A 19,484-nucleotide genomic window follows, 5' to 3' on the forward strand; every position below is an offset into this window, starting at 1 on the left:
CTTTACTCCTTAAAGTTTAATACCGTGTTTTGCCGCTAGCTCTTTAGCTAGTTGCGGATTTTCATTTCGTAATTGCGCCAATTTGGTCATATTTACCGAGCCATCTGCTTTGAGAATGTCTGGCTGACCTTTTGAATTGTTGCTACCTGGTGCGCCCATACCATTTGGTTTTGGCCAGAAATACGGTTTTTGCTCACGTAAAGATTCAACCCATTCTTTTGGCGATAATGCTGTTTGGCCATCTTTGCCGATGACCACTTCTCCGTTTTCATCAACTGCCACAGCTTTGCCGTTTTCATCTAATGCAAATTTTGACTGAGCTAAAAAGGCGATATCAGGGGTCGCTTCAGGCAATGCTTCAAGTTCAATAGCAGCCTGCACAATTTGGCTCTGTACTACTGATTTCTTAAATTTCTCGGCATATGCTTCAGCTTTATCTGCGCGTTCTTTTTCAGCCTTCAGCAACTTTTCATGCTCTTCACGCATCTTCTCGGTACGCTTCTGAATCACTTCGTTAACCTTGCCTTCCGCGATTAATTTGGCCTCTTCATCCTGGTCAATTTGAGCAAAGACTTTTTTAACAATTTCAGGATCAATCCCTTCAAATTGTTTTTGAAGTTCCTGAAGTTGTCGATTTGCAGTTCTTGCAGCCTCACGCTCGCTTTGAAGTGCAGATTTCAAACCTTTTGGATCTTCATAACCTTCCAAATCAAGGCGAAACTTCCCGTTCTCCTCGACATATAAAGCTCGGTGTTCTTCTTTGATTGCATCAAGTGAATCAACAATAAATGGCAATGACATGTTCAAACCTCTCGTTTGATTGGGGTAAAGCCTTATCTCAAGGCATTAAAAAAGCACCCGGAGGTGCTAAGGTTAAAAATTAAGTTCTAATTGATGAGTGCAATCGCTTTTAATCTTTCAAAAGTAAAACCATAAATTGCCATGGCTCTTGAAATCTTAATTTGAAGAAAAGGCACCAGAATTAATTTTGTGCTCAGAATATATTGAGCATCTGACATATTGATTTGCTTTTCAGACATTTGTAGTACCTTTAGCTACGTTTACTTTTTATTCCAAACCTCTGATCTAGGTTCATCACCAACTAAGCGGATGCCTTGAGGACCACCTACATCAAATGTTGCCGTGATAGTCGCTGGACCCTCAAAAACACTACAATTCATTTTTACAGCGGTTAATCCAGCTAATGGAATACCTGTTTCCTCGTCACAAAGAGCAAGATGAGAAGATTTATCTGAAACTCTTTTAAGTACCAAATGTCTAACTTTTGATTCACTCATAAGCCAAACTCCATAAATGACAAAAGCGCCATTTGGGCGCTTATATAGGTGAAAATTGTGTCTTAAGTGAGTTTAGAATTACCTGTAATCGGCAATAATTACTCACAGTTAAATCCAGTTCCAACAAGGTCTTTTTTCAAATTTGAAACGAGAGTTTGTTGTTCCTGCTGTTGTCCACTAAGATAATTTTTATCTAGAGTCTCTGCACCATCAATAGATTTATAAAGCTCTTTAGATTCCTCTAAATTGTCTTTTAAAAACGTGGTGAGATTTAGTTTCGCCTGGGCGGCTCTACATAAATTATTTTTAGCTTCTAAATCTTGAGTAGCCTGTTTTACTTGACCAGTTGTAGGATCAAAAGAATATGCATTTACCATTGCTGACTCCAAAGCTTCAGACAATCGATCATATTCTTTAAGATATTTTTGACTTGGTTCAGCTAAACAAGTGATGGAAATTAGGGTTAGACATACAAAAGCTATTGTTTTCATATTGTATAAATTCTGATGTTTTAAAAAATATAACATAAGAAAAATTACAGACCCAACTTTTTAAAAGCTTTTTCATCCAACTTTCTCAAATCATCTAAGCTATAGAAACGGCCTTCAGGATCAAAGAACTTATCAAAATCAAATTTCCCATCTTTATAGAGCTTAAAGCGCTTTGGCCCTAGCCACTCCCTTTGAAAGAAATCATCTGTTTTCTTAAAGAACTCTTTGAATGTGGTGTTTGCATCTAACTGTCCTATTAACTGGCTTCGCTCTTCTTTGGGGATGTCTTTAACTCTACGTTCGTCCATTACAAATGGCCGTTCACCGATAAGTTGACCATCTTTTTTAACTGGTACTAGTTCGCTGCGACAATTAGGATGCAACGGCGGTACACGTTTTGCCGGATCATCAATCCTCCAGACAGTACCGTCAAAATGAGCACAAAGCTTAGATGTTCTTCCATCCAATACACTAATAAAACAAACATACTCAAAACCTAACTGTTTGAAAGTATCTAAATACGTTTGATTAGCAACATGACTACGAACTGTTCTTACGGTACGTTCAATATCCGTCTTAGAGCTACTTAAAAGCCCATCCTCATAATTAAGGCGCTTGGTGCCGCGAATACGCTGAACTATTTCCTGATTAGTTTTGCCTGAGCTAATCCCGTCACGGATAGCATATTCGACCTTTTGACGTGCGCTTTCAGCAATTTTACTTAGAAGATCATCAACTAATGCTCCACCTACTAAGGGTACTTTTTTAGCTGCTGCATATAGCTTTTCACCATTTGGCTTTTTGATCTTTCCGCCATATAGCTTCGCCGTATAATTAGCTTCATATATTGCCAACGCTGTGGCAGAAATGGCAAAAGCTTCAGGTAAGAAAGTATTTAGTCCAAGGAACCACTGAGAAATTAAATCTCGAATCTCTTTGAGATTAGCCGTAGTGTACTGTCCACTTGCGAGAGCCACCTTTTCAGCATCACTCAACTCATCAAGCAAATCCCGCAGCTTTGCCAACATTATTATCGACTCATCATTAAAGATTTTTAGTAGCTCATTAACAGATTGAGAAGACACCCGATATAAGTACGCCTGATGTTGGGTAAGTACTTCAATCAATGATTTATCTTCTTTTGAAGCCATACATCACCTCTACAAAGGAGTGTTATCTCGCTCTATTTCTACCCGCTTCACTTCTTCCTGATAGTCGTGAGCTGGTAATTTACCTGTCATCAGGTATTCCCAATATGTGCGGAAAGAGTTTTTCCCTGAAATAGCACCCTCATAAAGCTGTTTTGCAAGATTAATATCCGTGACCTGCACAATAAACTCAGGTTCAACCGTAAATGAATATTTTGTCGAATCCAGCTTTAACCACTGCGCTGCATACTTAATGGCTTGTTCAATTGCTGCAGCTGCACACATCACGATACTGTGAAGACTTGCCTGCTGGTCATCCTGACGTGCACGGCGTGCCTCACCTGATTCTTGTGTATTGGTATCAACTACTTTAGCCCCAGCTTCTAATGCTGAATTCTTTTGCGCATCCATTTCCTTTTTAGTGAGTTCAATGCCGTTACCTGAAATTTCTAAATAACCACATTGTGAATTTGGAGGAAGACTCCAGACAGCCATAACACCAGTAACGTTAATATCATCATCATCGTCATCATCAAGGCCACTAATCCAAGGTTGCGGATGGGCCGTATGGTGAAGAGACTGGTAATAATCTGCACTGAGCTGGTAATACTTCAGAGCAGCCTTGGCCATTGTCAAAAGCGGTATGGTACCTACATCCGGAGAATTACTAGTGGCACCGCAGAAAACAAATGGTGTGAAAGAAAGTTGATTACCGCCGAGATCGGGAGTTTTATCCTCCACATTTGAACCATCGAACAATCGGACCGCTAATGCTCCATCATCCATAGATAGAACGCGGTGAACCGTTTTAGTTTCGTGCCCGAATTCATCTTCACTATTATCAAATTGCTCCTCGAGCACTAACAGTTTTAAATCCTTTCGACCACCGATACTGTTTTCCTTCCAGTTGATAATAGATAACGCATCATATAAGGCGAAATATGGCACTCCTTTAGCATCAACATCAACAAGCAGCCCACAGCGCCCAAACTCTAGCAACTCTGAACAAATGCGAATAAAGAGCTGTTTAAGCCCAAAACCATCATTGGTTGCATTCTCTATCAAACCCTTTAACAGAGAACTTTCAATTACGATGTTAGGTTCCAGCTTTGAAACTAAACCAATCATCGTGCGTAATGCGTCCTGAACCCATAGCGGATACTGAGCTCGACTTAGATAGGCCTTATAAATCTCTCCAGTCGTATCACCTTGCTTTTCAGCCTCAATCATTCCGGCCGATTTAGCTAGGTACTTAGTTTGTGCCTGTTTAATCTGCTCTTCACCAGCAACGGCGTCTCGCATAATTAACCAGCTTTTTTGTGCAGCAATATACTGCGGATGTTTATCAGTAACTGCCATAAAAACACCAATAAAAAAGCACCTAAAAAGGTGCGTTGTTTAAGACATTCCGCGAATCCTTCGAACTCCAACAGATTTCTTGTCGATCGGGAATAAATAAGCGATTGGATATGTACCTGCATCATTCATATGGTCAAAACCGGCACTCTTATCCGGCTGTCCATAATCATCATAGATTTGTCGCTCTAGGCATTTGGCAAAGTGAGGACATTTATCTACATTTACGAATAATCTACGCTCAGACAAAGTATTGCAGAGCATTCCGTTCATTGAGTTAATACGATCCTTAACAGCAGGGTTTCTACTGTTCACATGTACTTTAAAACCAGCCTTTCTTAGTAAAGCCAGATCCGTTTCACTAGCATTACTCGATTTTCGATTTTCACCTGAAGCATCGGGATAAACTGCAACCTCATGATCTGGATAACGCTCTTGGATAGCTTCAATCATTGCTAGGGTATCGAACAGATTAACGAACTCATCGACCGCATGCATATGCTCACCACGGCGAACATATACCACAGCAGCCATCTTAGTAACGTTAAAGTCCATTCCCACATGAAGAACATCATTAGCCTTTACTGTTTCACTTGATGCACTTAGCAACCGGTTAAAACAATAGTAGATGACGCCTTGATAGCTCTCAAAGCTTGCTTCATATTCCTGACTAAAAGTCTTAGGATCCATTTTTCGCTTAGCTACAATGATCTCAGACTCAGGAATATTCCCACCCTGAAGGGATGTATATGAAAAGCTTTTACAGTCTGGCTCATGCCCTGGCTGACCGTCCATGAACGTGTCATAACAGTGGTTGAAGCCTTTAGGTGTTCCAATCCTTAAAACATGGCCACCTACCCTTTGTTCGCCGTTTACAACATATTTACAAGTTGAAAGCATCGGGCGAAGTACTTCCTCCCATGCAGCCCATTTACAGTCAGCCCATTCATCAATAATTAAGAAAAATAAACCAGATCCACGAAGATCATCATAGTTATCTAGACCTACAACTCGGATGATATGGCCACTTCTTAAAGTAATTGAACATTCAGTTTCATTCGGCTTTCCAGCACGCCAAGAAGCTGGAATTGCCTGTTTTAATCGCTTCCAAAAGACCCGTTTAGCTTGCTTAAAGGTAGGTGCTGCATACCAGATTTCATCCTCTACCGAAACATTCCATTTAGCCGCTAGTCTGGCTGCTCTTCGCATTTCCGCTTTGGCCAAGAATGTTTTACCGAAACGTCGACCACAAACAGCATCACGGAATCGGGCTTCTTTTTGCCAGCCCCATAAATAAATATTGGCTTGTTTAGGTGTTAATTGAACTGAACCTTCTGGAGGATTAAAGAATTGGCTCATTTGGTATCTCCTCATCAGGATTCAGCACAAGCTTGTAATCCTCTTCAGGTGGACGATACTCAGGGGGATTCACTTCACGCTGTAACTTCTGAAGTTCGAGCTTTTTAATCTCAAGTTCGACTTCAGCTTTTGTTTGGCCTTCCTCACCACCATTTGCTCCTGTCGTTTCTTGGCGGTTGTTAAATTGCCCGCCAATGTCTTTAGCGGCTTGCTCAAGAATTTTTAAGGCTGTTTTGACGTTTCTAGTCTTCTCAAGCTGTCTTTGGTATTGCTTCAATCGGTAGTACTTATTGGCAATTGGAATATCAATTAAGCCTTTATCAAACTCATCTCTGGTTTTTTCAAATAGTTCGACATACTTTTTGCTTAAGTTCTTACCAGCAACTTTTGTAGGGTCATAAGTTGCAACTTGAACACGATCTATATCAACGCCAAACTCTTGTTTTACGAGTTCCGCCACTTCTTGAGGTGTATCACGACAAGCAAGAGACTGAACTATAAAGATTTTCACAGGCTCTTTTAGTGTCGCCATAACTTCCTCATCGTATAACTACGTATAACAAAATGGGCAAAAAAAAGAGCCATTTGGCTCAATTGATTACACAGTTCCCGCAGCATTTTGAAATATCAAGATTCGAAACAAACGGCGGATTTTTTGCGACTTCAATAAGTCGCTTAACATTTTTGCTTGGTCCATAACGTTTAACTACGCCAATAAACTCTTCAACGTCATGACCTGCAAGATAGTGCTTAGGAAGACCAGAACTATCGCTATAAACAATTTCTCCGTCCTCGTCTCTCATCACTCCAATGTGGTAAAGCTCATGTTCAAGTAAGTAACAGAACTCTGTATCGTTTGCACGCTCACAGAAAGAAGCGTCGACAGTTATTAAGTATGTTGGCACAAAGCCGAACCAGTCTCGCATCTGTTGCTCTTGTCTAGCTTTACGCCAGCCACCAACATTGAACATGACTTTTTCGCACTGGCCTAAAACCATAGCTTGTTTGCTTTTATAAGCAGAAGAAGCCCAAGCAAATGCCAAGAACTCTTCATTATCATGAAGCAACTCAGCAATATGATCATGATCCGGGTTATGAAGAGGCCCACCAATCGTTAAGTAATTAGCAATAACCCACTTCTTTAAATCTGGTGCTGGAGTTATACGGATTGCTTCCTCTTCTTCAGCTTGGTCAATAAAATCAGTCGGTGGAAATGGTCTGATCTGCTCCATCTTCAATTCTCGCTAATTCACTTTTAATCCAGTTGATGACATATCCCGACAAAATAGAATCTGGATGAAAGCGCTCTATTTTGTAACCCATCCCTTCAGCTTGATCATATCGATCAAGACTCCATGCTTTATTCGCCAGCTTTCCACCACGTCCACCAGACCAAGGCCCACCCTCTATTTCAATGAGCAAACGCAATTTCACAATATGAAAATCAAAGCGCCAGTGTTTGGTATGGATCGGCTGAAACTTACTTTCAAATCCAATCGCCAAATCCTCAAGCTCTTCCTTAAGTGTTGCCTCAGCCTCGAGATATTTTTGCTTCGCCTTAGGCAATGGCCGGCTTTTAGGTTTAGTTTTAGGTTCTTTTTTCCGAGTAAGCCAAAAGTATTCTGTAGAATCCATTATTCTTACCCATAAAAAAAACCGCCCTTAGGCGGTGGCTAAACTCACAGGCAATATAGTATTACTTCTTAAAAGTTGCCTTATAAAGCTTTGAATTAAAGTAATCCGTAATTTCTTTACCTTCGTTTTGAATTTTTTCCTCATTTAAGGGTAAAAAATCTAATTCAAATTTCAAGCTCATATACTCTGGAATAAACTTCTTTATAGGCGGAGGTGGTTTAGGTCCACCTTCTGTAATTTTTTCGATTAATCCAGCTAACCATAAAATATACTCACCTTCTGAATTATGAGGAGGAATCAAACTCACATCTATTTTTACTTTACATTCATCTAATGGTCTACTGAACAATTCAACAAAATCAATAAAATTATATTTTAATTTAAATTCTGTTCCCTCAATTTCTCTGCGTATACATGTCATAAGTAAGTTCATATTTTCAATACAGTCATGTGAAAACAATTCCTCATCTTTAATTTTGTTATAAATATTTTCCGCAAACATGAGATACTGTGGCATTTCAGCAGCTCCTCATTTTTATAAAGTATTTTTCTTAAGGTAGTCCTATTATAACAATGTTGCAACAAGAAATTTTCCATTTTTAGTTTAAGGAAATTTTAAAAATTATAAAAACGATTATATTCAATAAATTAGTACGAATAAAAGCTAGGGAAGTTTGATTTTTCTATTGAGCTTTAAAATGGATTATTGTGTTTAAATTATCAATTTAAAAAGCTTGCCTAGTAGGCAAGCTCCCCCTTTTTTGATATTTGCGCTGATCAATAAGGTTTAGTGTTACTTAAAGCAACACACTGATAATACAGAAATATTTAAAAATAAAAAAGCCCACTTCCTATTTTTATTCAGAAATGGACTTAGCGAAAAAAACGCTTAAACCTGAAATAGGAAATATCTATTCGGAAATATTTCCAACTTCATATTGGCATAATATTTAAGCACTAGCAATAGGGATAGAATTAAAAACATCAAATATTCATATTTAAATAGATAAAGATTTCTTTTTTTAAATGGTTTTATTTTTAGCCTACATAATTTTTTTAATTATCAAGACTTATAAAGAATATGTGCCCATCAATAGGTAATACTTAATAAGGTCTTATGTGCAGTAACCATTAGGCTCTAGAGAGTAAGAACTCAAACTGACTAAAAATAAAAAATAATTAATTTTCAATATTAATGATCATATACTGCAAAGTTATGTATATTCCAACTTCTCCATTGTTGAGTGCCTCATATAAGTCTTCATCAACGAAATCTCCAGATTCATCATATAGCCATTTATGAATTTGAATAATTTGTATATTCCCTTTTTTGTCTTTTCTTGCTATTGGGTCTATTACGGACCGAACTATCACCTTCTTCTTCGTCTTAACATCGAGCAATGTGATAATTGTCATTTTAAAATCCTTATAAATATCCTGTATAACAACTACTCTCAATCAATAAAGATTTTTATATTTAAATTACTTAAATAGCAATCTTTTCAATCTAAAAAATAAATAAAAAACACTTTAATAGTGTGTGCCTATTAGAAAAGATACCTTAAATATTCTACTAGCAATAAAAAACCGCTTTAAGGGCTGTTCATCTAAAATTCACAGGTACTTAATGAAGTTTTTTTTCTGTCTTTGCATCTTTCTGGGCTCACAAATTTTTCCAATAAAGTTAGTTAACCACAAAATACTTTCTTCACGATCTTCAAAATGAGGTATAAGGCTTAAATCTACTTTTATTTTGCGATCAGCTAAAGGCAAACTTAAACAATGTTCAAAGTCTATTGAGCTGTACTTCAATTTGAGTCTTTTTTCTGCAGCTTGATTCTTTATCTCAGCCATAATGCGATTTAGATTAACAATCAAATTATTTGAAATTTTATTATTTTCATATACCCGTTCGTAAACTGTCTCAGCTACATCAATGTAATTTATTAGCTCTACATTCTTATTCATGACATTTGTACTCCGTTTTTTATAATTATCCGTCTAAAATAATGTTTATTTGAGTTACTAAATTCATCACGTACGTAAATATTGTTAAAGTTTTATCACTTATTTTTAATTTAAATATTTGAATTTATTTAATAATTTTATAATTTACTAATATTTATATACATCTTTGTTCTTAACACCCCTTTTTTTTCTATCACTTGCCCATTGAGTTCACCACCCACACAGATATTCTTTTTTACCAGCCTGGACTATATAGCAAAAAATAAAAAAAATCCGTACCTTGGGGAAAGTACGGACTAAGCTTTTCAACTGAAAAACACTATATAATGGAAATAGACATCATATAGTAAGTTTAATATACGATAAATTTCATGTTTTTTCAAATCCTAATTAAAAGCCCACGATTAAGTGAGCTTTTAAAACAAATTGGTGCAACGCTTATAATTTTGTCCACTATATCAAAAATATGCCATAAAGCGTCTAGACAGTCAACAAGTCTAAATTATGCTTTTCTACTAATTGAGAAGCTTTTAAACGTTCAACGATTTTAATCATTAGATCATTGGCAGTTATAACGTCGATTCCTTCAAATGCTTTTAGTGTTAATTGCAATTTATTATTAATTACATTTGTAATTATTGATATTTTACCAAAATAATCAGGGTAGTATTTCAAAGTTTCATTAACTTTCTCCCGACTAACGCCTTCATATAGTTTTACAGTGTATGTTTTCATTTGAACCTCCATTTTGTCTTAATCTTTTATCATGACCTAATAAATAAAATCTAGCGCAACTCACCATAATTGCGACCTGAGCTTTAGATTGGTTTGTTTCTTGAGCAACCTTCAACAATCCTTTATTTTCAACCTTATTTTTAATTAAACAAATTAATGCAAACTTAGTTGTAAAATCTGTTTTATCAGAATTTAATAGACTTCGTAAAAGTGCTTGAATTTGATCCGCCTCATAATCACTGATCTCACATCGAATATAAGATTTACTTTTTTGTACTTCTTTGCCAGCTTCACGCATCAACCAGTAAATTTGATTGATATGAAGCCCATCTGGCAAATCACCCCCTTTCATTCTAACTGTTTCACACCATGCGCCAAACTGCTCTAACCAACCGTCAATAGTATATTTAGACCAATCCATTTGTTGTGTTTTTAAAACTGCACTCATTTTTCACCTACCAATTGCTCAATTTGTTTAATCGCCACGCCTGCTTTCACTTGCTCTGTGCTGAACCGTAAAACTGTAAAACCCATCATTGCTGCGGAGTTGTATTTCTCCATATCCCCTATATAGCCTTTGCCCCTTGTATGACGGCCTCCACTCCAGATCCCGCCTTCAACCTCAATCAAAATTTTTGTACCAGTAATCAGAAAATCAGCTCTCCATTTGCGTTTTGGATGGAACTTATATTCCTGTTCAAAACCGATCTTGCATGCTCTTAAATGCGTTGCCAGAACCATTTCACCCACACTTGGTTGTCTGGCAACTTGCTTTGCTGAACGCCGCTTTTTATTTTTCTTTATAGGAAATAACTTGCGGTATTCAGCAATGCTGACTGATGACATCAAGCACCACCTTTCAGCAAATTTTTCAACTGATTAGCAAAGCAGTTATAAACTCGTGCTTTATCTTGATCGCCAAAAAGGCTTGAAGCATGAGCATCGTGTTTATACTTTTGAACTAGGTTTTCAATTGAACTTCTTAGCTCAACTAAATTCGCTTGTTGTTCTTTTTGAATCTCCCAAGCCCACTTTCCAGATTTACCCTCAAACTCACTCATGACTGGCTCCTTTATAATTCTCAAAGAAGAACGTCACAGGTTTTGTCTTAATTTCAATCAAACCGAAACGAAGTAAATGACGAGCATGTGTGCTATCGCGTAGTAACTGCACATCACGGTAATGTGTAAGCATCTTTCGCCACCCTTCCAGCGGCATAGACGATTTGTTTGTATTGCAAGGAACACATGCAGGGTTCATGTTTTCTAAAGTGTCGTTTTGCGGTCTAGTCATTTCACCCGTAATTAACTTTCCACCACCCACATGAATTAAATCTCGCTTCACTGCTTCGATATGGTCTGCATGCCACTTATCGCCAAGCAACTCACCACAGTAAGCGCAATGTCCACCAAACTTTTGTTTTAGCTCAGCACGTTGCTGTTTAGTTAACTTCATCGGCTATGCTCCACTTTCATACCGTCAAACTCTTGATCAATTACGGCCATACCGCGCACTACAGCTGCTTGTGAAGGAAGCTTCTTAAAATCAATAGTGTTTACTTCATGGCAGTGTTTGCACATAAACTTATTTTTCTTTTCAAGCTTTGCCTGTATTTCACGGACCTCTGCCAGCATTCTGTTATTACGTTGGGTGACTTGATTCAATTGGTCTAAATATTTGGCAATCCATAAAACTGGATTAAGTTTTGTTTTGCAGTCCATACAAAGGATCTCATTATCTTCCTTTGATATTTGAATACGCCCGTGATCACACTCCACAATCTCATTTCTACGTGTGAACTTGATAACTTGATTTTGTTCATCAACATGAATCACATGCTTATCTTGGAAATGGCTCATACATTCGCCCCTTCAATTAGCTGAAGAATATTTCTAGGTATCGGCATACCTTCTCGGCGACACATCTCTGCGTATTCATGCGGATTGTCGAAAGGATCTGGCCCTAATTCTTTTGCAAGTTCAGGCTCTTTTTCCTTAGCCTTAAGCTTTTGTATTGGTGCAGGTTTACGACCATTGATTTTTAAACGTTCCATCAATGATTGGAGATGCTTTTGCGCTTCGTCATTTGAAACAGGCTTATGCACCTTTTGCTCATTTTTCTGAGCTAATAAAATTGGTTCTTGGTACCAAGCTTGGGTTTTACCCTTCAGTTGTGCTTCAGCCTTGTATTCATCATAGATCTTGATAAATTCCATTTTGGCTTTGTACATTTCGCCGTCTTGAATAAGCGAATAAACTTGATCAAGTACAAATTTGGCTAATGTAGTAATTTCTTGGTTTTGCTCACGCCCATCAGGCAATCTCACTTTCTTGTGCTGAGTGATTTGTGTGTATTCACAAGCCTTCACCCATGCTTTTTCAGCACTCCACCAATCATCACCCATGCACATAGCACGGAATTCAGCGAAGTTAGGCATGTAGGTATTTGTACTTGCGTAAAATAGCGCTAAGCCTCTTTGAAGTTGATTAGGAGTTACCCCAACCAATGCCTTGGCAAGATGTTGTTCCACGATTTGCATTGGAACTGCGTTTTTTCCTTCAACGGGGAAATTCTTATTGAACTGAACCGCGTACTTAGTTCTGTAAGCCGCAATTAGTTCTTTCAAATAACTATCAAATGACGCTAATTCAGTCATGATTAATAGCCTCCGATATATTGCTGGTCAGGGGTAACATCAATCACGTTTGAACGATTGCTCTCAGCGTACATCTGAGTGAAATAACCTGGTTCTTCAGGAACGTTATGAGATTGTGGGTTTTCCTGAATTTGATTTTGGCGAGGTTCAAATACACCCTGATAATTTCCGATAATTGAGTTTTCCAGTGATTGGTTAGCCATAGGTCCAAAAGAGATAAGTTTTTTAAGGATTAACTTCACTGCGTTTTCAGAGAGTGGTTTTTTGATGCTGATACGCATATCAACAAAATTGTTCCACAGCTCTGGATCAACACATGCTGGTAGTTCAACTAAACGTGGATTAAATTCAGTTAGTTTTTCTGATTTAGGTTTTTCAGAAACCGACTCTCTTTTTTTATTTATTTTTTTATTACTTTGAGAGTTGTTTTTGATAGTGATACTTTGTGTGTTAAAAATTTTTACTAGCAGCGGTAAAAAATTTTTACTAGTGTAGTTAAAATTTTTAACTAGCAGTGGTAAAGAATTTTTACTAGTCTGTCCATAAATTTCAGGTAGTAAAAATTTTTTACTAGGGAATTTAAGCACTAAACCAACGCTAGTATCGTTACCTAATTTGAATGTATTTCCATGAATTGTGCTTGGTTGTTCCACGACTAAACCGACCTTAATTAATTCATTAAGGCACTTCACAACAGTTGGTCTACTCTTCCCTGTAATCTCTTCAAATTGAGATAAAGAGATGGAATCCATCTCCTTATTCCAACCGCGAGTTTTACGGCAAATAACCAAGTAAATTTTGCATGCAGCATCAGAGATTTTATTTAAAACCTCATCGACAAATGCATTAGGTACTTGAAAGGAATTAGGCACAAAATTACTCATGTACACCGACCTTAGGCTTTACATACCCACCAAATTTTTGAACCAAGTCAGCATTAGCCAAACTATTAACGATCTGCCCTGCTAACCACTGATTAATGCGAAAACGCTGTGCCATAGTTTGTGAAAATTCTTCACGCGTTATTGCAGCATTATTTTCGTCATAACCTTTGGCTCTTAGATTTTTACGGTTACGATCATGTAGCTCATTGAGAATCACTAACGCTGGATCAAAGAAGGACTGAATTTCCTGAGTCTGTTTGTACTCAGGTTTATACTTAAATTGACTATTCATGACACCTCCGCTAATGCTTGCTCAGCTTTTGTTAGGCGGCGTTTAGCGTTGAGCTCTGCTACTGTTGCTGTACGGATTTCTTTTGATGAAACCAGAATCAAATGATTCTCCGATTTGATAGTCCACAACCTAGTCAAAGTTTTATTTTTAACCTCAAATAAATCGTTTGATTTAAAACTTCGACACTCTTTAGTAAGCACTACAACGTCACCTATTAAAAAATCTGGTGAGTTGAGTTCGATTGGTTGTTCTGATAAATTGTTCGTGTTCATTTGATCCACCTCAATTGAATGCCTAACCACTCCTGTTCCTGCAGGTAGTGGTTTTTTATTTGAATAAAATCCGCATGTATTCAGGTGAAGTGAATGCATGTGCTAAATAGACTCGCGTTGCTTCTGCAATTTCAGGTGAGCAATACACATCACTTTCTGGCACCACCTTCAGTCCAATGGCTGTCAACAAAGAGCTAATAAATTCAATCTCTGTCAATCCATTGTTTTTCTTGTCATTTTTCATTCTTGATAAAGTGCTTGCATCTATTCCCACCTTCTCGGCTACTTGTCTTTGGTTACTAGCGTTAAGTGCTTGCAATATGAGCGATTCATTGTTGCTAGCACTTGCAGGCAATTCATTTAATACTTTGCTCATGGTTAAGGTCCTAAGCGGTTAATGCTTGTAAATCGGCTTTAAGTTTGCCTTTGGTTTTGACTTGCAGGACTGCTTGAGTTCTGGCTGGTATACCATTGTTTTCCCACTTCCAGAGGGTCACAGTTGAATACCCAGTTTTTTCAGACAACTCTTTTCGACTTTTGCAGCCGTGGTATGTCATGAGATCACTAATTTTCATGGTTACACCAAGTTAACTATAGTTAATAAACCAAATTTATCACTTGTTAACCATAGTTTCAATAGATCGTATTAACATTAGTTAATGTTTTTGGAATATTTGTTATGTCTTTACACTCTCGAATTAGGCAAAAACTTGAAGAAAAAAAATTAAGAGCCGCTGATTTAGCAAGAGCAACAAAAAAATCTCCTGTTGCTGTAAAGAAATGGCTAGATGGCACTAGCGTCCCTACAGCGGAAAACTTGAAAGTCATTGCGAAATTTTTAGGTGTGAGTGACGATTGGTTGCTTTATGGTGGACCGATTGAACAAGAATCGAACAATTTACTTCAATTAAATGTTCTGGATATCGAAGCTTTTAAGAAAAAATACAATATTCCCGATAGCGAAGATGCTGTTAAATTTCTTGAAACACCTGTTAAACCATTCCCCACCCAAAAAAGATATGTTCCTGTTAAGGCTTACTCCAAGATGGGCATGGATGGCTATTTCACAGATATGGGTTATGAAGGCAATGCTGGAGATGGGTATGTTCCAACTCACTCAGCAGGACCAAGAGCCTATGGCATTAAAGGCACTGGCGACTCAATGTTTCCAGCAATTCGTAATGGCTGGTATGTTGTATGCGACCCTGATGCAGATCTTGTGCCGAATGAGTTTGTTCAGGTGTGCTTGAAGGATGGAAGATGCACAATTAAAGAATTTGTCGGCATCAATGGTGGGGTTTTAAGTTTGCTTTCTGTGAATGGTGGTGAGCGATTTTTCTTTGAAATGGACGAGGTTGAAAGTATTACCGCTATTACAGATATCGTGCCGCCAAGTCAGCATAGACAAGAACATCCTTATTCGCATTAATCACAGGAAGACTTATGGACAATTCAAAACGACCAATCAACCAGATTATTGCTCGCATCAATGATGCTGCGAAACATGGTGAAGCTTTGGTGTTGACTGCTGAAGAAGTAAAGATTCTTTCTAAAGATATTGGCGACAAAGTCTTTATTCCTGTGCTTACTAATGAGCAGGTCGTGCAGTTGGTAAAAGAAGGAAAGCTAGGTCAGAAAATTAATAACACAAAAGATTAATAAACTGTGAACCCGACACAGTCTTAACAACAGATCGGGTGGAGAAGAACATGGGTTTTAATTTTTTAGACTTAAATGACAATGTACGAAATGCAATGCTTGAAGAGGTGAATTTAGACATCTCCAGCAACACCCTGTATTACAGTAAAAGATTTAATCAACATGGGATTGATAGTTATCCAAATATTTTAATTGAGAGCATTAAGGGGGGTAATGAACAAACTCTTGCTAATGCAATTCGTAAAGACCATATGTTTAATGCCTCTTCAGTAGATAAAAATGGTAGAGCATCTAAAACACCAAGTAATGCACATGAAACACTTGCAGAAGGTGAATTTAATCGTTTTTATATTCGTGCATTAGCACGTATTGCTATTAACGAAAATAAAGAATTAGAAGTATATCGCGCAAAAGAAGTGTCTAATGCGCGAAGTGAATCAATCCAAAAAATTGGAATTACAGTTAATCCAAACGACCTACTAGCCGATCTAAGAAAAAACATTGGAATTGATACTTTTCTAGGGCTTCCTGGCGGGGTTAATTCAGGATTAAGTGTTAAATTAGTTTAATACCAAGTAAATACTAAAGATCCATTTTCTTGCAGCTCATAGCCAGCTGAATTCATATGACCTTCTATCTCGGCCATATAGATATCATCTTTTGTGTTACTGGCTTCATCTAAGATATTAGTTAAATAAATTCCATGTTTATGCGATAAATCGGTTAGTTCTTCTAAAAATTTCAATTGATTTTTATCCATAACAAACTCCAAACAACCCATCCCTGTGATGGGTTTTCTTTTGTCTATTAAAGCATGAATTATAGTTAATAAAAAGATTAACTAATGTTAACTTTTCTCTTGACTAAAAAATTAACCATAGTTAATATTATCTCACAGACAACAAAAAAAGCACACCGCCCCTCCCCAGGTCCGATGTGCTTTTGCAAAACTGCGAGATCAATTATGAACGTAAAAGCTACCCCTTTCAACTCATTTGCATTTGTCAGCATGGCTGCTCTTGCAATCTCTGGTGGATCTTTAGTTGCTTGCCAATTGCAGCCAGCTTTCCAAACAAAAGAAGCACCTACTCTTTTTACACCTAAAACTCAACCAAGTACTTACGGTGTGTTAACCGCGAAAATCACAGGTAAACATTCTGGCGTTGCTGTAATTAAATTAGATAGCTTCCGTTTAAACGTTAGCTTTGATTTTGAAGCTCATCCAGACAGTTACGGCGTTCCGGGTTCTGAATTTACCGCTGTTGATATTACTCAACTCACGGTAAATGAAATTACTGATGTTAATGGTAAGTCATATAACGATTTCACCGAATTTGAAGACATCCGAAATATCAATGATCTTCTAAAAGGCTTCATCGAACGTAACAAGTTGGTGGAGGCTTAAAGATGACTAATTTCAAAAAACACCCTGACGGCTACATGTCATTTTTAGGCCGTGATGATAAAGGGCTGTATTCAGTTCGCATTGGCTGGCAAGTGTACGCATCTAATGCTAATGGCTCAGTTCTTTACAAAGTTAAAGACGGAGTTAAGACGCCTTTAAATGTGTTCAGGTTCCAAACTTCTTATCCAAAAGTTTGGAATGAACTCACACAAGAAATCGACTTTCAACGCAGAAAGCAGCTCGCAATAAAACTGCGTGAAACAAACATTCCTACTTATGACCGCAAAGCATATAAGCAAAAACGCGGCTTCACCGGCTCTAGATGAGGATAAGAAAAATGACAACTGAAAACTCAAAAGACAACTTACATATCTGGAATGCAGTTAAGCAAACGCCTACCAATTTTCTTAAAAAAATTGAGTTTGGTTATTTAAAAGGTAAATCAGATATTAACCCTCAATGGCGATTAATGGCTATGACTCAGGCCTTTGGTCCCGTTGGTCATGGCTGGACTTATAGACATGTACGTTTATGGTCTGAAACTGCTCCAGATGGAACCATTATGGCTTTTGCTGAAGTAGCAGTAAAAACCAAGATTGATGGTGTTTGGGGTGAGGAATTTTTCGGCAACGGCGGTTCAGCAATTGTTGAAGTTCAAAAGGGCAAATTAGTAGCGATTGATGAAGGTTATAAAAAGGCCGTTACTGATGCTCTTGGTGTAGCGTTTAAAGCTATTGGTGTGGCAGCTGATGTCTACCTCGGTAATTTTGATGGAAGTAAATATCTATACAACTATGACTATGCCTATCTAGAGCAAAATGCCTCTACCCCAGCAGGTCAAAATACAAATCAAAATAATCAGACAATCGCTCAGGGTGGTAACCAGAAGCCGCCTCGTACTCAGGACCAACTATATCAAGATGCATTAAAAGCAATTAAAGATGCACCAGACACCAACATCTTAAATGCTGCGATTAAGAAGTTTAAAGGTACTACGTATGAGGCGGGTATCAATAGAGCATGCCAAGCACGTGCCGATCAGATGGGTTGGGCACCTAAAAACAATCCTCAGCAAGTTCAGCAACAACAGTCGTTACATCACTAAAAGGAGAGCTATTTATGTCTAACTTACTAACTGCAGCTGAAGCATTTGCAGCTCTTCAAAACGGTAAAACTGTTCTATGTCGTCCAGCCGGAGACATGTTGGACTTTGCCGATTTAGATCAATTCCCCGCTTCTGTTTTTGGCAAACCGGGTTTTGAATTCTGCATCAAAATCGAAACTATTGAGCTGGCTGGCATTACATTCACAAAGCCATTAACTATTGATGAGTATGAAGAGGGTCAGGAAGTTTATGTAATCAGTACATATTCACCTACGGTTTATGTTTTAGATTTCAAAACTAACGCATTAATTGATTCTATTAACAGTGGCTTCGTTCAACGTGATGCAGAAAACGCCAAGCTTCAATTAAAAGCACTGTCCAAAGCGTTAGGTTTTGAAGTTAGTGACGATTTAAGTGTTATTCGCTTAGGTGATGAAAAAAAGAAACAGCGTGGCAAGAAATCAAAAGCAGAAAAGCCTATTGAAGTTATTTCTGCAGAAATTCAACCAACAATTGTTATTACCGAACAAACAAATGTCACCACATCTGAGGATCTGTTAGTTCCAGAAACTAACGAGCCTAAAGTAGATCCAGAATATCAGCAAACCCTAGATACTCTTCTACAGCGTGTAAAAGAGTCAAAAACACCTGCAGAAGTAAATGCGGTTTATCGTTATACCCGCACATGGGATGACGAACAAATGAAGCCTATCCTTCTCGCCACTCACAAACGTCTTGAAGAGCTAGAAAAAGAAAAGGCATCTGCTAATGAGCCACCCTCTTTAATGGTTCAAATCCAAACTGCACCAGACCTTACAACGCTAGATGCTTTGGAAATAGATGTGGCCACACGAGATCCACAGATTCAATCACGACTCATGGATTTTGTTAAGAAACGTCGCTTTGAGTTAGAAAATCCAGCAGTTTCTCAACCAGAAGCAGACCCTGATTATCTATTAGTGGATGGCTTCTAATATGAAAGATCAGTACAAGAAAGTGAGTCAAAAACACATGCTTGGCTTTATGTACTACTTGCAATTGCTGGGCTATGTAATAGTCCGGCAAGGCATGGATCAAGCGATGTTTCTAACAAAGCATTATGCGGTACCAGTCGCTTGGCGCCGCATAACGATCGACTATCACAACCGGTTAAATAAACCCGCGCAGCAGCTTTATAAAGAGTTTGTTGAGTGGACTAAAGAAGAATATTTGAGGGCCTAA

34 protein-coding genes are annotated in these 19,484 nt (G+C 37.9%); 8 read left to right on the forward strand and 26 right to left on the reverse strand.

Annotated features, from left to right (window positions below; genetic code table 11):
* Positions 1 to 9 precede the first annotated feature (9 nt).
* From SOI76_RS12550 to SOI76_RS12670, 25 genes are all read right to left on the reverse strand, one after another.
* Positions 10 to 801: a hypothetical protein gene (locus tag SOI76_RS12550; protein WP_104079433.1), complete on the reverse strand. Its 792-nt coding sequence runs from the start codon at positions 799 to 801 to the stop codon at positions 10 to 12.
* 86 nt (positions 802 to 887) lie between these two features.
* Positions 888 to 1,040 carry a hypothetical protein gene (locus SOI76_RS12555; protein WP_001291451.1) on the reverse strand — a complete coding sequence of 51 codons (153 nt, stop codon included), beginning with the start codon at positions 1,038 to 1,040 and terminating at the stop codon, positions 888 to 890.
* A 21-nt stretch (positions 1,041 to 1,061) separates the two neighbouring features.
* A complete protein-coding gene (locus SOI76_RS12560; RefSeq protein ID WP_000004365.1) occupies positions 1,062 to 1,298 on the reverse strand; it encodes a hypothetical protein in 237 nt (78 codons plus the stop codon).
* 98 nt (positions 1,299 to 1,396) lie between these two features.
* Complete coding sequence (locus tag SOI76_RS12565) at positions 1,397 to 1,825, reverse strand: hypothetical protein (protein ID WP_104079432.1); 429 nt, start codon at positions 1,823 to 1,825, stop codon at positions 1,397 to 1,399.
* Positions 1,826 to 1,833: 8 nt separating this feature from the next.
* The gene (locus SOI76_RS12570; protein WP_104079431.1) at positions 1,834 to 2,940 is read right to left on the reverse strand and encodes a minor capsid protein; all 1,107 of its coding nucleotides are present in this window, start codon (positions 2,938 to 2,940) and stop codon (positions 1,834 to 1,836) included.
* Positions 2,941 to 2,949: 9 nt separating this feature from the next.
* Entirely contained in the window at positions 2,950 to 4,296 is a 1,347-nt protein-coding gene (locus SOI76_RS12575) for a DUF4055 domain-containing protein (RefSeq protein ID WP_104079430.1), read from the reverse strand.
* A gap of 39 nt (positions 4,297 to 4,335) precedes the next feature.
* Positions 4,336 to 5,652: a terminase gene (locus SOI76_RS12580; RefSeq protein ID WP_104079429.1), complete on the reverse strand. Its 1,317-nt coding sequence runs from the start codon at positions 5,650 to 5,652 to the stop codon at positions 4,336 to 4,338.
* Positions 5,636 to 6,184, reverse strand: a complete 549-nt coding sequence (locus SOI76_RS12585) for a DUF2280 domain-containing protein (RefSeq protein ID WP_104079428.1) — start codon at positions 6,182 to 6,184, stop codon at positions 5,636 to 5,638. Before SOI76_RS12585 ends, SOI76_RS12580 begins: the two co-directional genes overlap by 17 nt.
* A 58-nt stretch (positions 6,185 to 6,242) precedes the next feature.
* Positions 6,243 to 6,884 carry a putative metallopeptidase gene (locus SOI76_RS12590; protein ID WP_104079427.1) on the reverse strand — a complete coding sequence of 214 codons (642 nt, stop codon included), beginning with the start codon at positions 6,882 to 6,884 and terminating at the stop codon, positions 6,243 to 6,245.
* Positions 6,853 to 7,287 carry a hypothetical protein gene (locus SOI76_RS12595; RefSeq protein WP_104079426.1) on the reverse strand — a complete coding sequence of 145 codons (435 nt, stop codon included), beginning with the start codon at positions 7,285 to 7,287 and terminating at the stop codon, positions 6,853 to 6,855. The genes SOI76_RS12590 and SOI76_RS12595 overlap by 32 nt, the downstream gene beginning before the upstream one ends.
* A gap of 61 nt (positions 7,288 to 7,348) precedes the next feature.
* Positions 7,349 to 7,804: a hypothetical protein gene (locus SOI76_RS12600; protein ID WP_001136775.1), complete on the reverse strand. Its 456-nt coding sequence runs from the start codon at positions 7,802 to 7,804 to the stop codon at positions 7,349 to 7,351.
* Between the two features lie 662 nt (positions 7,805 to 8,466).
* Positions 8,467 to 8,703: a hypothetical protein gene (locus SOI76_RS12605; RefSeq protein WP_000152667.1), complete on the reverse strand. Its 237-nt coding sequence runs from the start codon at positions 8,701 to 8,703 to the stop codon at positions 8,467 to 8,469.
* A gap of 198 nt (positions 8,704 to 8,901) precedes the next feature.
* Entirely contained in the window at positions 8,902 to 9,255 is a 354-nt protein-coding gene (locus SOI76_RS12610; RefSeq protein ID WP_001039311.1) for a hypothetical protein, read from the reverse strand.
* Positions 9,256 to 9,735: 480 nt separating this feature from the next.
* A complete protein-coding gene (locus SOI76_RS12615; RefSeq protein ID WP_000861102.1) occupies positions 9,736 to 9,990 on the reverse strand; it encodes a hypothetical protein in 255 nt (84 codons plus the stop codon).
* Positions 9,962 to 10,438, reverse strand: coding sequence for a hypothetical protein (locus tag SOI76_RS12620; protein WP_001277128.1), 477 nt, complete (start codon positions 10,436 to 10,438; stop codon positions 9,962 to 9,964). The genes SOI76_RS12615 and SOI76_RS12620 overlap by 29 nt, the downstream gene beginning before the upstream one ends.
* Complete coding sequence (locus SOI76_RS12625; RefSeq protein ID WP_000100165.1) at positions 10,435 to 10,836, reverse strand: DUF559 domain-containing protein; 402 nt, start codon at positions 10,834 to 10,836, stop codon at positions 10,435 to 10,437. Before SOI76_RS12625 ends, SOI76_RS12620 begins: the two co-directional genes overlap by 4 nt.
* Complete coding sequence (locus SOI76_RS12630) at positions 10,836 to 11,051, reverse strand: hypothetical protein (RefSeq protein ID WP_001288428.1); 216 nt, start codon at positions 11,049 to 11,051, stop codon at positions 10,836 to 10,838. Before SOI76_RS12630 ends, SOI76_RS12625 begins: the two co-directional genes overlap by 1 nt.
* Positions 11,044 to 11,445, reverse strand: coding sequence for an HNH endonuclease (locus SOI76_RS12635; protein ID WP_000778995.1), 402 nt, complete (start codon positions 11,443 to 11,445; stop codon positions 11,044 to 11,046). The genes SOI76_RS12630 and SOI76_RS12635 overlap by 8 nt, the downstream gene beginning before the upstream one ends.
* Positions 11,442 to 11,849 carry a hypothetical protein gene (locus tag SOI76_RS12640; RefSeq protein ID WP_000017854.1) on the reverse strand — a complete coding sequence of 136 codons (408 nt, stop codon included), beginning with the start codon at positions 11,847 to 11,849 and terminating at the stop codon, positions 11,442 to 11,444. Before SOI76_RS12640 ends, SOI76_RS12635 begins: the two co-directional genes overlap by 4 nt.
* On the reverse strand, positions 11,846 to 12,646 hold the full coding sequence (locus SOI76_RS12645) for a hypothetical protein (protein ID WP_031978665.1): 801 nt from the start codon (positions 12,644 to 12,646) through the stop codon (positions 11,846 to 11,848). The genes SOI76_RS12640 and SOI76_RS12645 overlap by 4 nt, the downstream gene beginning before the upstream one ends.
* 2 nt (positions 12,647 to 12,648) lie before the next feature.
* Positions 12,649 to 13,530: a replication protein gene (locus SOI76_RS12650; RefSeq protein WP_057062407.1), complete on the reverse strand. Its 882-nt coding sequence runs from the start codon at positions 13,528 to 13,530 to the stop codon at positions 12,649 to 12,651.
* On the reverse strand, positions 13,523 to 13,822 hold the full coding sequence (locus tag SOI76_RS12655) for a hypothetical protein (protein WP_001088054.1): 300 nt from the start codon (positions 13,820 to 13,822) through the stop codon (positions 13,523 to 13,525). The genes SOI76_RS12650 and SOI76_RS12655 overlap by 8 nt, the downstream gene beginning before the upstream one ends.
* Positions 13,819 to 14,094, reverse strand: a complete 276-nt coding sequence (locus SOI76_RS12660; RefSeq protein WP_001095598.1) for a hypothetical protein — start codon at positions 14,092 to 14,094, stop codon at positions 13,819 to 13,821. The genes SOI76_RS12655 and SOI76_RS12660 overlap by 4 nt, the downstream gene beginning before the upstream one ends.
* A gap of 55 nt (positions 14,095 to 14,149) precedes the next feature.
* Entirely contained in the window at positions 14,150 to 14,470 is a 321-nt protein-coding gene (locus SOI76_RS12665; RefSeq protein WP_000048913.1) for a helix-turn-helix domain-containing protein, read from the reverse strand.
* Positions 14,471 to 14,480: 10 nt separating this feature from the next.
* On the reverse strand, positions 14,481 to 14,669 hold the full coding sequence (locus SOI76_RS12670) for a hypothetical protein (protein ID WP_000703024.1): 189 nt from the start codon (positions 14,667 to 14,669) through the stop codon (positions 14,481 to 14,483).
* A gap of 104 nt (positions 14,670 to 14,773) precedes the next feature.
* Here SOI76_RS12670 and SOI76_RS12675 point away from each other — a divergent pair, with 104 nt between their 5' ends.
* Genes SOI76_RS12675 through SOI76_RS12685 form a run of 3 tightly spaced genes read left to right on the forward strand, consistent with a single transcriptional unit; the run spans position 14,774 to position 16,322 of the window.
* Positions 14,774 to 15,523, forward strand: a complete 750-nt coding sequence (locus tag SOI76_RS12675; protein ID WP_000052233.1) for a LexA family transcriptional regulator — start codon at positions 14,774 to 14,776, stop codon at positions 15,521 to 15,523.
* A gap of 14 nt (positions 15,524 to 15,537) precedes the next feature.
* On the forward strand, positions 15,538 to 15,753 hold the full coding sequence (locus tag SOI76_RS12680) for a hypothetical protein (RefSeq protein ID WP_000370485.1): 216 nt from the start codon (positions 15,538 to 15,540) through the stop codon (positions 15,751 to 15,753).
* A 50-nt stretch (positions 15,754 to 15,803) separates the two neighbouring features.
* On the forward strand, positions 15,804 to 16,322 hold the full coding sequence (locus SOI76_RS12685) for a hypothetical protein (protein ID WP_000506575.1): 519 nt from the start codon (positions 15,804 to 15,806) through the stop codon (positions 16,320 to 16,322).
* Here the strand turns inward: SOI76_RS12685 and SOI76_RS12690 are convergent.
* Positions 16,319 to 16,513, reverse strand: coding sequence for a hypothetical protein (locus SOI76_RS12690; RefSeq protein WP_000360255.1), 195 nt, complete (start codon positions 16,511 to 16,513; stop codon positions 16,319 to 16,321). The two genes, SOI76_RS12685 and SOI76_RS12690, sit on opposite strands and share 4 nt — an antisense overlap.
* Before the next feature lie 204 nt (positions 16,514 to 16,717).
* Here SOI76_RS12690 and SOI76_RS12695 point away from each other — a divergent pair, with 204 nt between their 5' ends.
* Genes SOI76_RS12695 through SOI76_RS12715 form a run of 5 tightly spaced genes read left to right on the forward strand, consistent with a single transcriptional unit; the run spans position 16,718 to position 19,484 of the window.
* Positions 16,718 to 17,158 carry a hypothetical protein gene (locus SOI76_RS12695; RefSeq protein WP_002054969.1) on the forward strand — a complete coding sequence of 147 codons (441 nt, stop codon included), beginning with the start codon at positions 16,718 to 16,720 and terminating at the stop codon, positions 17,156 to 17,158.
* 2 nt (positions 17,159 to 17,160) lie between these two features.
* Positions 17,161 to 17,484, forward strand: a complete 324-nt coding sequence (locus SOI76_RS12700) for a hypothetical protein (RefSeq protein ID WP_000181047.1) — start codon at positions 17,161 to 17,163, stop codon at positions 17,482 to 17,484.
* A gap of 11 nt (positions 17,485 to 17,495) precedes the next feature.
* Positions 17,496 to 18,263, forward strand: a complete 768-nt coding sequence (locus SOI76_RS12705) for a hypothetical protein (protein WP_000206152.1) — start codon at positions 17,496 to 17,498, stop codon at positions 18,261 to 18,263.
* 14 nt (positions 18,264 to 18,277) lie between these two features.
* Positions 18,278 to 19,237 (forward strand): hypothetical protein, encoded by a 960-nt coding sequence (locus tag SOI76_RS12710; RefSeq protein WP_000067527.1) that lies wholly within the window; start codon positions 18,278 to 18,280, stop codon positions 19,235 to 19,237.
* 1 nt (position 19,238) lies between these two features.
* Positions 19,239 to 19,484 carry a hypothetical protein gene (locus SOI76_RS12715; RefSeq protein WP_000654847.1) on the forward strand — a complete coding sequence of 82 codons (246 nt, stop codon included), beginning with the start codon at positions 19,239 to 19,241 and terminating at the stop codon, positions 19,482 to 19,484.

The sequence above is a fragment of the Acinetobacter pittii genome, from assembly GCF_034064985.1.
GTDB lineage: Bacteria > Pseudomonadota > Gammaproteobacteria > Pseudomonadales > Moraxellaceae > Acinetobacter > Acinetobacter pittii_H.

What these genes read in the sequence shown, in the direction of transcription:
- SOI76_RS12550 (WP_104079433.1), bottom strand. Translation starts at nt 801, where the DNA reads ATGTCATTGCCATTTATTGTTGATTCACTTGATGCAATCAAAGAAGAA.
- SOI76_RS12555 (WP_001291451.1), bottom strand. Translation starts at nt 1,040, where the DNA reads ATGTCTGAAAAGCAAATCAATATGTCAGATGCTCAATATATTCTGAGC.
- SOI76_RS12560 (WP_000004365.1), bottom strand. Translation starts at nt 1,298, where the DNA reads ATGAGTGAATCAAAAGTTAGACATTTGGTACTTAAAAGAGTTTCAGAT.
- SOI76_RS12565 (WP_104079432.1), bottom strand. Translation starts at nt 1,825, where the DNA reads ATGTTATATTTTTTAAAACATCAGAATTTATACAATATGAAAACAATA.
- SOI76_RS12570 (WP_104079431.1), bottom strand. Translation starts at nt 2,940, where the DNA reads ATGGCTTCAAAAGAAGATAAATCATTGATTGAAGTACTTACCCAACAT.
- SOI76_RS12575 (WP_104079430.1), bottom strand. Translation starts at nt 4,296, where the DNA reads ATGGCAGTTACTGATAAACATCCGCAGTATATTGCTGCACAAAAAAGC.
- SOI76_RS12580 (WP_104079429.1), bottom strand. Translation starts at nt 5,652, where the DNA reads ATGAGCCAATTCTTTAATCCTCCAGAAGGTTCAGTTCAATTAACACCT.
- SOI76_RS12585 (WP_104079428.1), bottom strand. Translation starts at nt 6,184, where the DNA reads ATGGCGACACTAAAAGAGCCTGTGAAAATCTTTATAGTTCAGTCTCTT.
- SOI76_RS12590 (WP_104079427.1), bottom strand. Translation starts at nt 6,884, where the DNA reads ATGGAGCAGATCAGACCATTTCCACCGACTGATTTTATTGACCAAGCT.
- SOI76_RS12595 (WP_104079426.1), bottom strand. Translation starts at nt 7,287, where the DNA reads ATGGATTCTACAGAATACTTTTGGCTTACTCGGAAAAAAGAACCTAAA.
- SOI76_RS12600 (WP_001136775.1), bottom strand. Translation starts at nt 7,804, where the DNA reads ATGCCACAGTATCTCATGTTTGCGGAAAATATTTATAACAAAATTAAA.
- SOI76_RS12605 (WP_000152667.1), bottom strand. Translation starts at nt 8,703, where the DNA reads ATGACAATTATCACATTGCTCGATGTTAAGACGAAGAAGAAGGTGATA.
- SOI76_RS12610 (WP_001039311.1), bottom strand. Translation starts at nt 9,255, where the DNA reads ATGAATAAGAATGTAGAGCTAATAAATTACATTGATGTAGCTGAGACA.
- SOI76_RS12615 (WP_000861102.1), bottom strand. Translation starts at nt 9,990, where the DNA reads ATGAAAACATACACTGTAAAACTATATGAAGGCGTTAGTCGGGAGAAA.
- SOI76_RS12620 (WP_001277128.1), bottom strand. Translation starts at nt 10,438, where the DNA reads ATGAGTGCAGTTTTAAAAACACAACAAATGGATTGGTCTAAATATACT.
- SOI76_RS12625 (WP_000100165.1), bottom strand. Translation starts at nt 10,836, where the DNA reads ATGTCATCAGTCAGCATTGCTGAATACCGCAAGTTATTTCCTATAAAG.
- SOI76_RS12630 (WP_001288428.1), bottom strand. Translation starts at nt 11,051, where the DNA reads ATGAGTGAGTTTGAGGGTAAATCTGGAAAGTGGGCTTGGGAGATTCAA.
- SOI76_RS12635 (WP_000778995.1), bottom strand. Translation starts at nt 11,445, where the DNA reads ATGAAGTTAACTAAACAGCAACGTGCTGAGCTAAAACAAAAGTTTGGT.
- SOI76_RS12640 (WP_000017854.1), bottom strand. Translation starts at nt 11,849, where the DNA reads ATGAGCCATTTCCAAGATAAGCATGTGATTCATGTTGATGAACAAAAT.
- SOI76_RS12645 (WP_031978665.1), bottom strand. Translation starts at nt 12,646, where the DNA reads ATGACTGAATTAGCGTCATTTGATAGTTATTTGAAAGAACTAATTGCG.
- SOI76_RS12650 (WP_057062407.1), bottom strand. Translation starts at nt 13,530, where the DNA reads ATGAGTAATTTTGTGCCTAATTCCTTTCAAGTACCTAATGCATTTGTC.
- SOI76_RS12655 (WP_001088054.1), bottom strand. Translation starts at nt 13,822, where the DNA reads ATGAATAGTCAATTTAAGTATAAACCTGAGTACAAACAGACTCAGGAA.
- SOI76_RS12660 (WP_001095598.1), bottom strand. Translation starts at nt 14,094, where the DNA reads ATGAACACGAACAATTTATCAGAACAACCAATCGAACTCAACTCACCA.
- SOI76_RS12665 (WP_000048913.1), bottom strand. Translation starts at nt 14,470, where the DNA reads ATGAGCAAAGTATTAAATGAATTGCCTGCAAGTGCTAGCAACAATGAA.
- SOI76_RS12670 (WP_000703024.1), bottom strand. Translation starts at nt 14,669, where the DNA reads ATGAAAATTAGTGATCTCATGACATACCACGGCTGCAAAAGTCGAAAA.
- SOI76_RS12675 (WP_000052233.1), top strand. Translation starts at nt 14,774, where the DNA reads ATGTCTTTACACTCTCGAATTAGGCAAAAACTTGAAGAAAAAAAATTA.
- SOI76_RS12680 (WP_000370485.1), top strand. Translation starts at nt 15,538, where the DNA reads ATGGACAATTCAAAACGACCAATCAACCAGATTATTGCTCGCATCAAT.
- SOI76_RS12685 (WP_000506575.1), top strand. Translation starts at nt 15,804, where the DNA reads ATGGGTTTTAATTTTTTAGACTTAAATGACAATGTACGAAATGCAATG.
- SOI76_RS12690 (WP_000360255.1), bottom strand. Translation starts at nt 16,513, where the DNA reads ATGGATAAAAATCAATTGAAATTTTTAGAAGAACTAACCGATTTATCG.
- SOI76_RS12695 (WP_002054969.1), top strand. Translation starts at nt 16,718, where the DNA reads ATGAACGTAAAAGCTACCCCTTTCAACTCATTTGCATTTGTCAGCATG.
- SOI76_RS12700 (WP_000181047.1), top strand. Translation starts at nt 17,161, where the DNA reads ATGACTAATTTCAAAAAACACCCTGACGGCTACATGTCATTTTTAGGC.
- SOI76_RS12705 (WP_000206152.1), top strand. Translation starts at nt 17,496, where the DNA reads ATGACAACTGAAAACTCAAAAGACAACTTACATATCTGGAATGCAGTT.
- SOI76_RS12710 (WP_000067527.1), top strand. Translation starts at nt 18,278, where the DNA reads ATGTCTAACTTACTAACTGCAGCTGAAGCATTTGCAGCTCTTCAAAAC.
- SOI76_RS12715 (WP_000654847.1), top strand. Translation starts at nt 19,239, where the DNA reads ATGAAAGATCAGTACAAGAAAGTGAGTCAAAAACACATGCTTGGCTTT.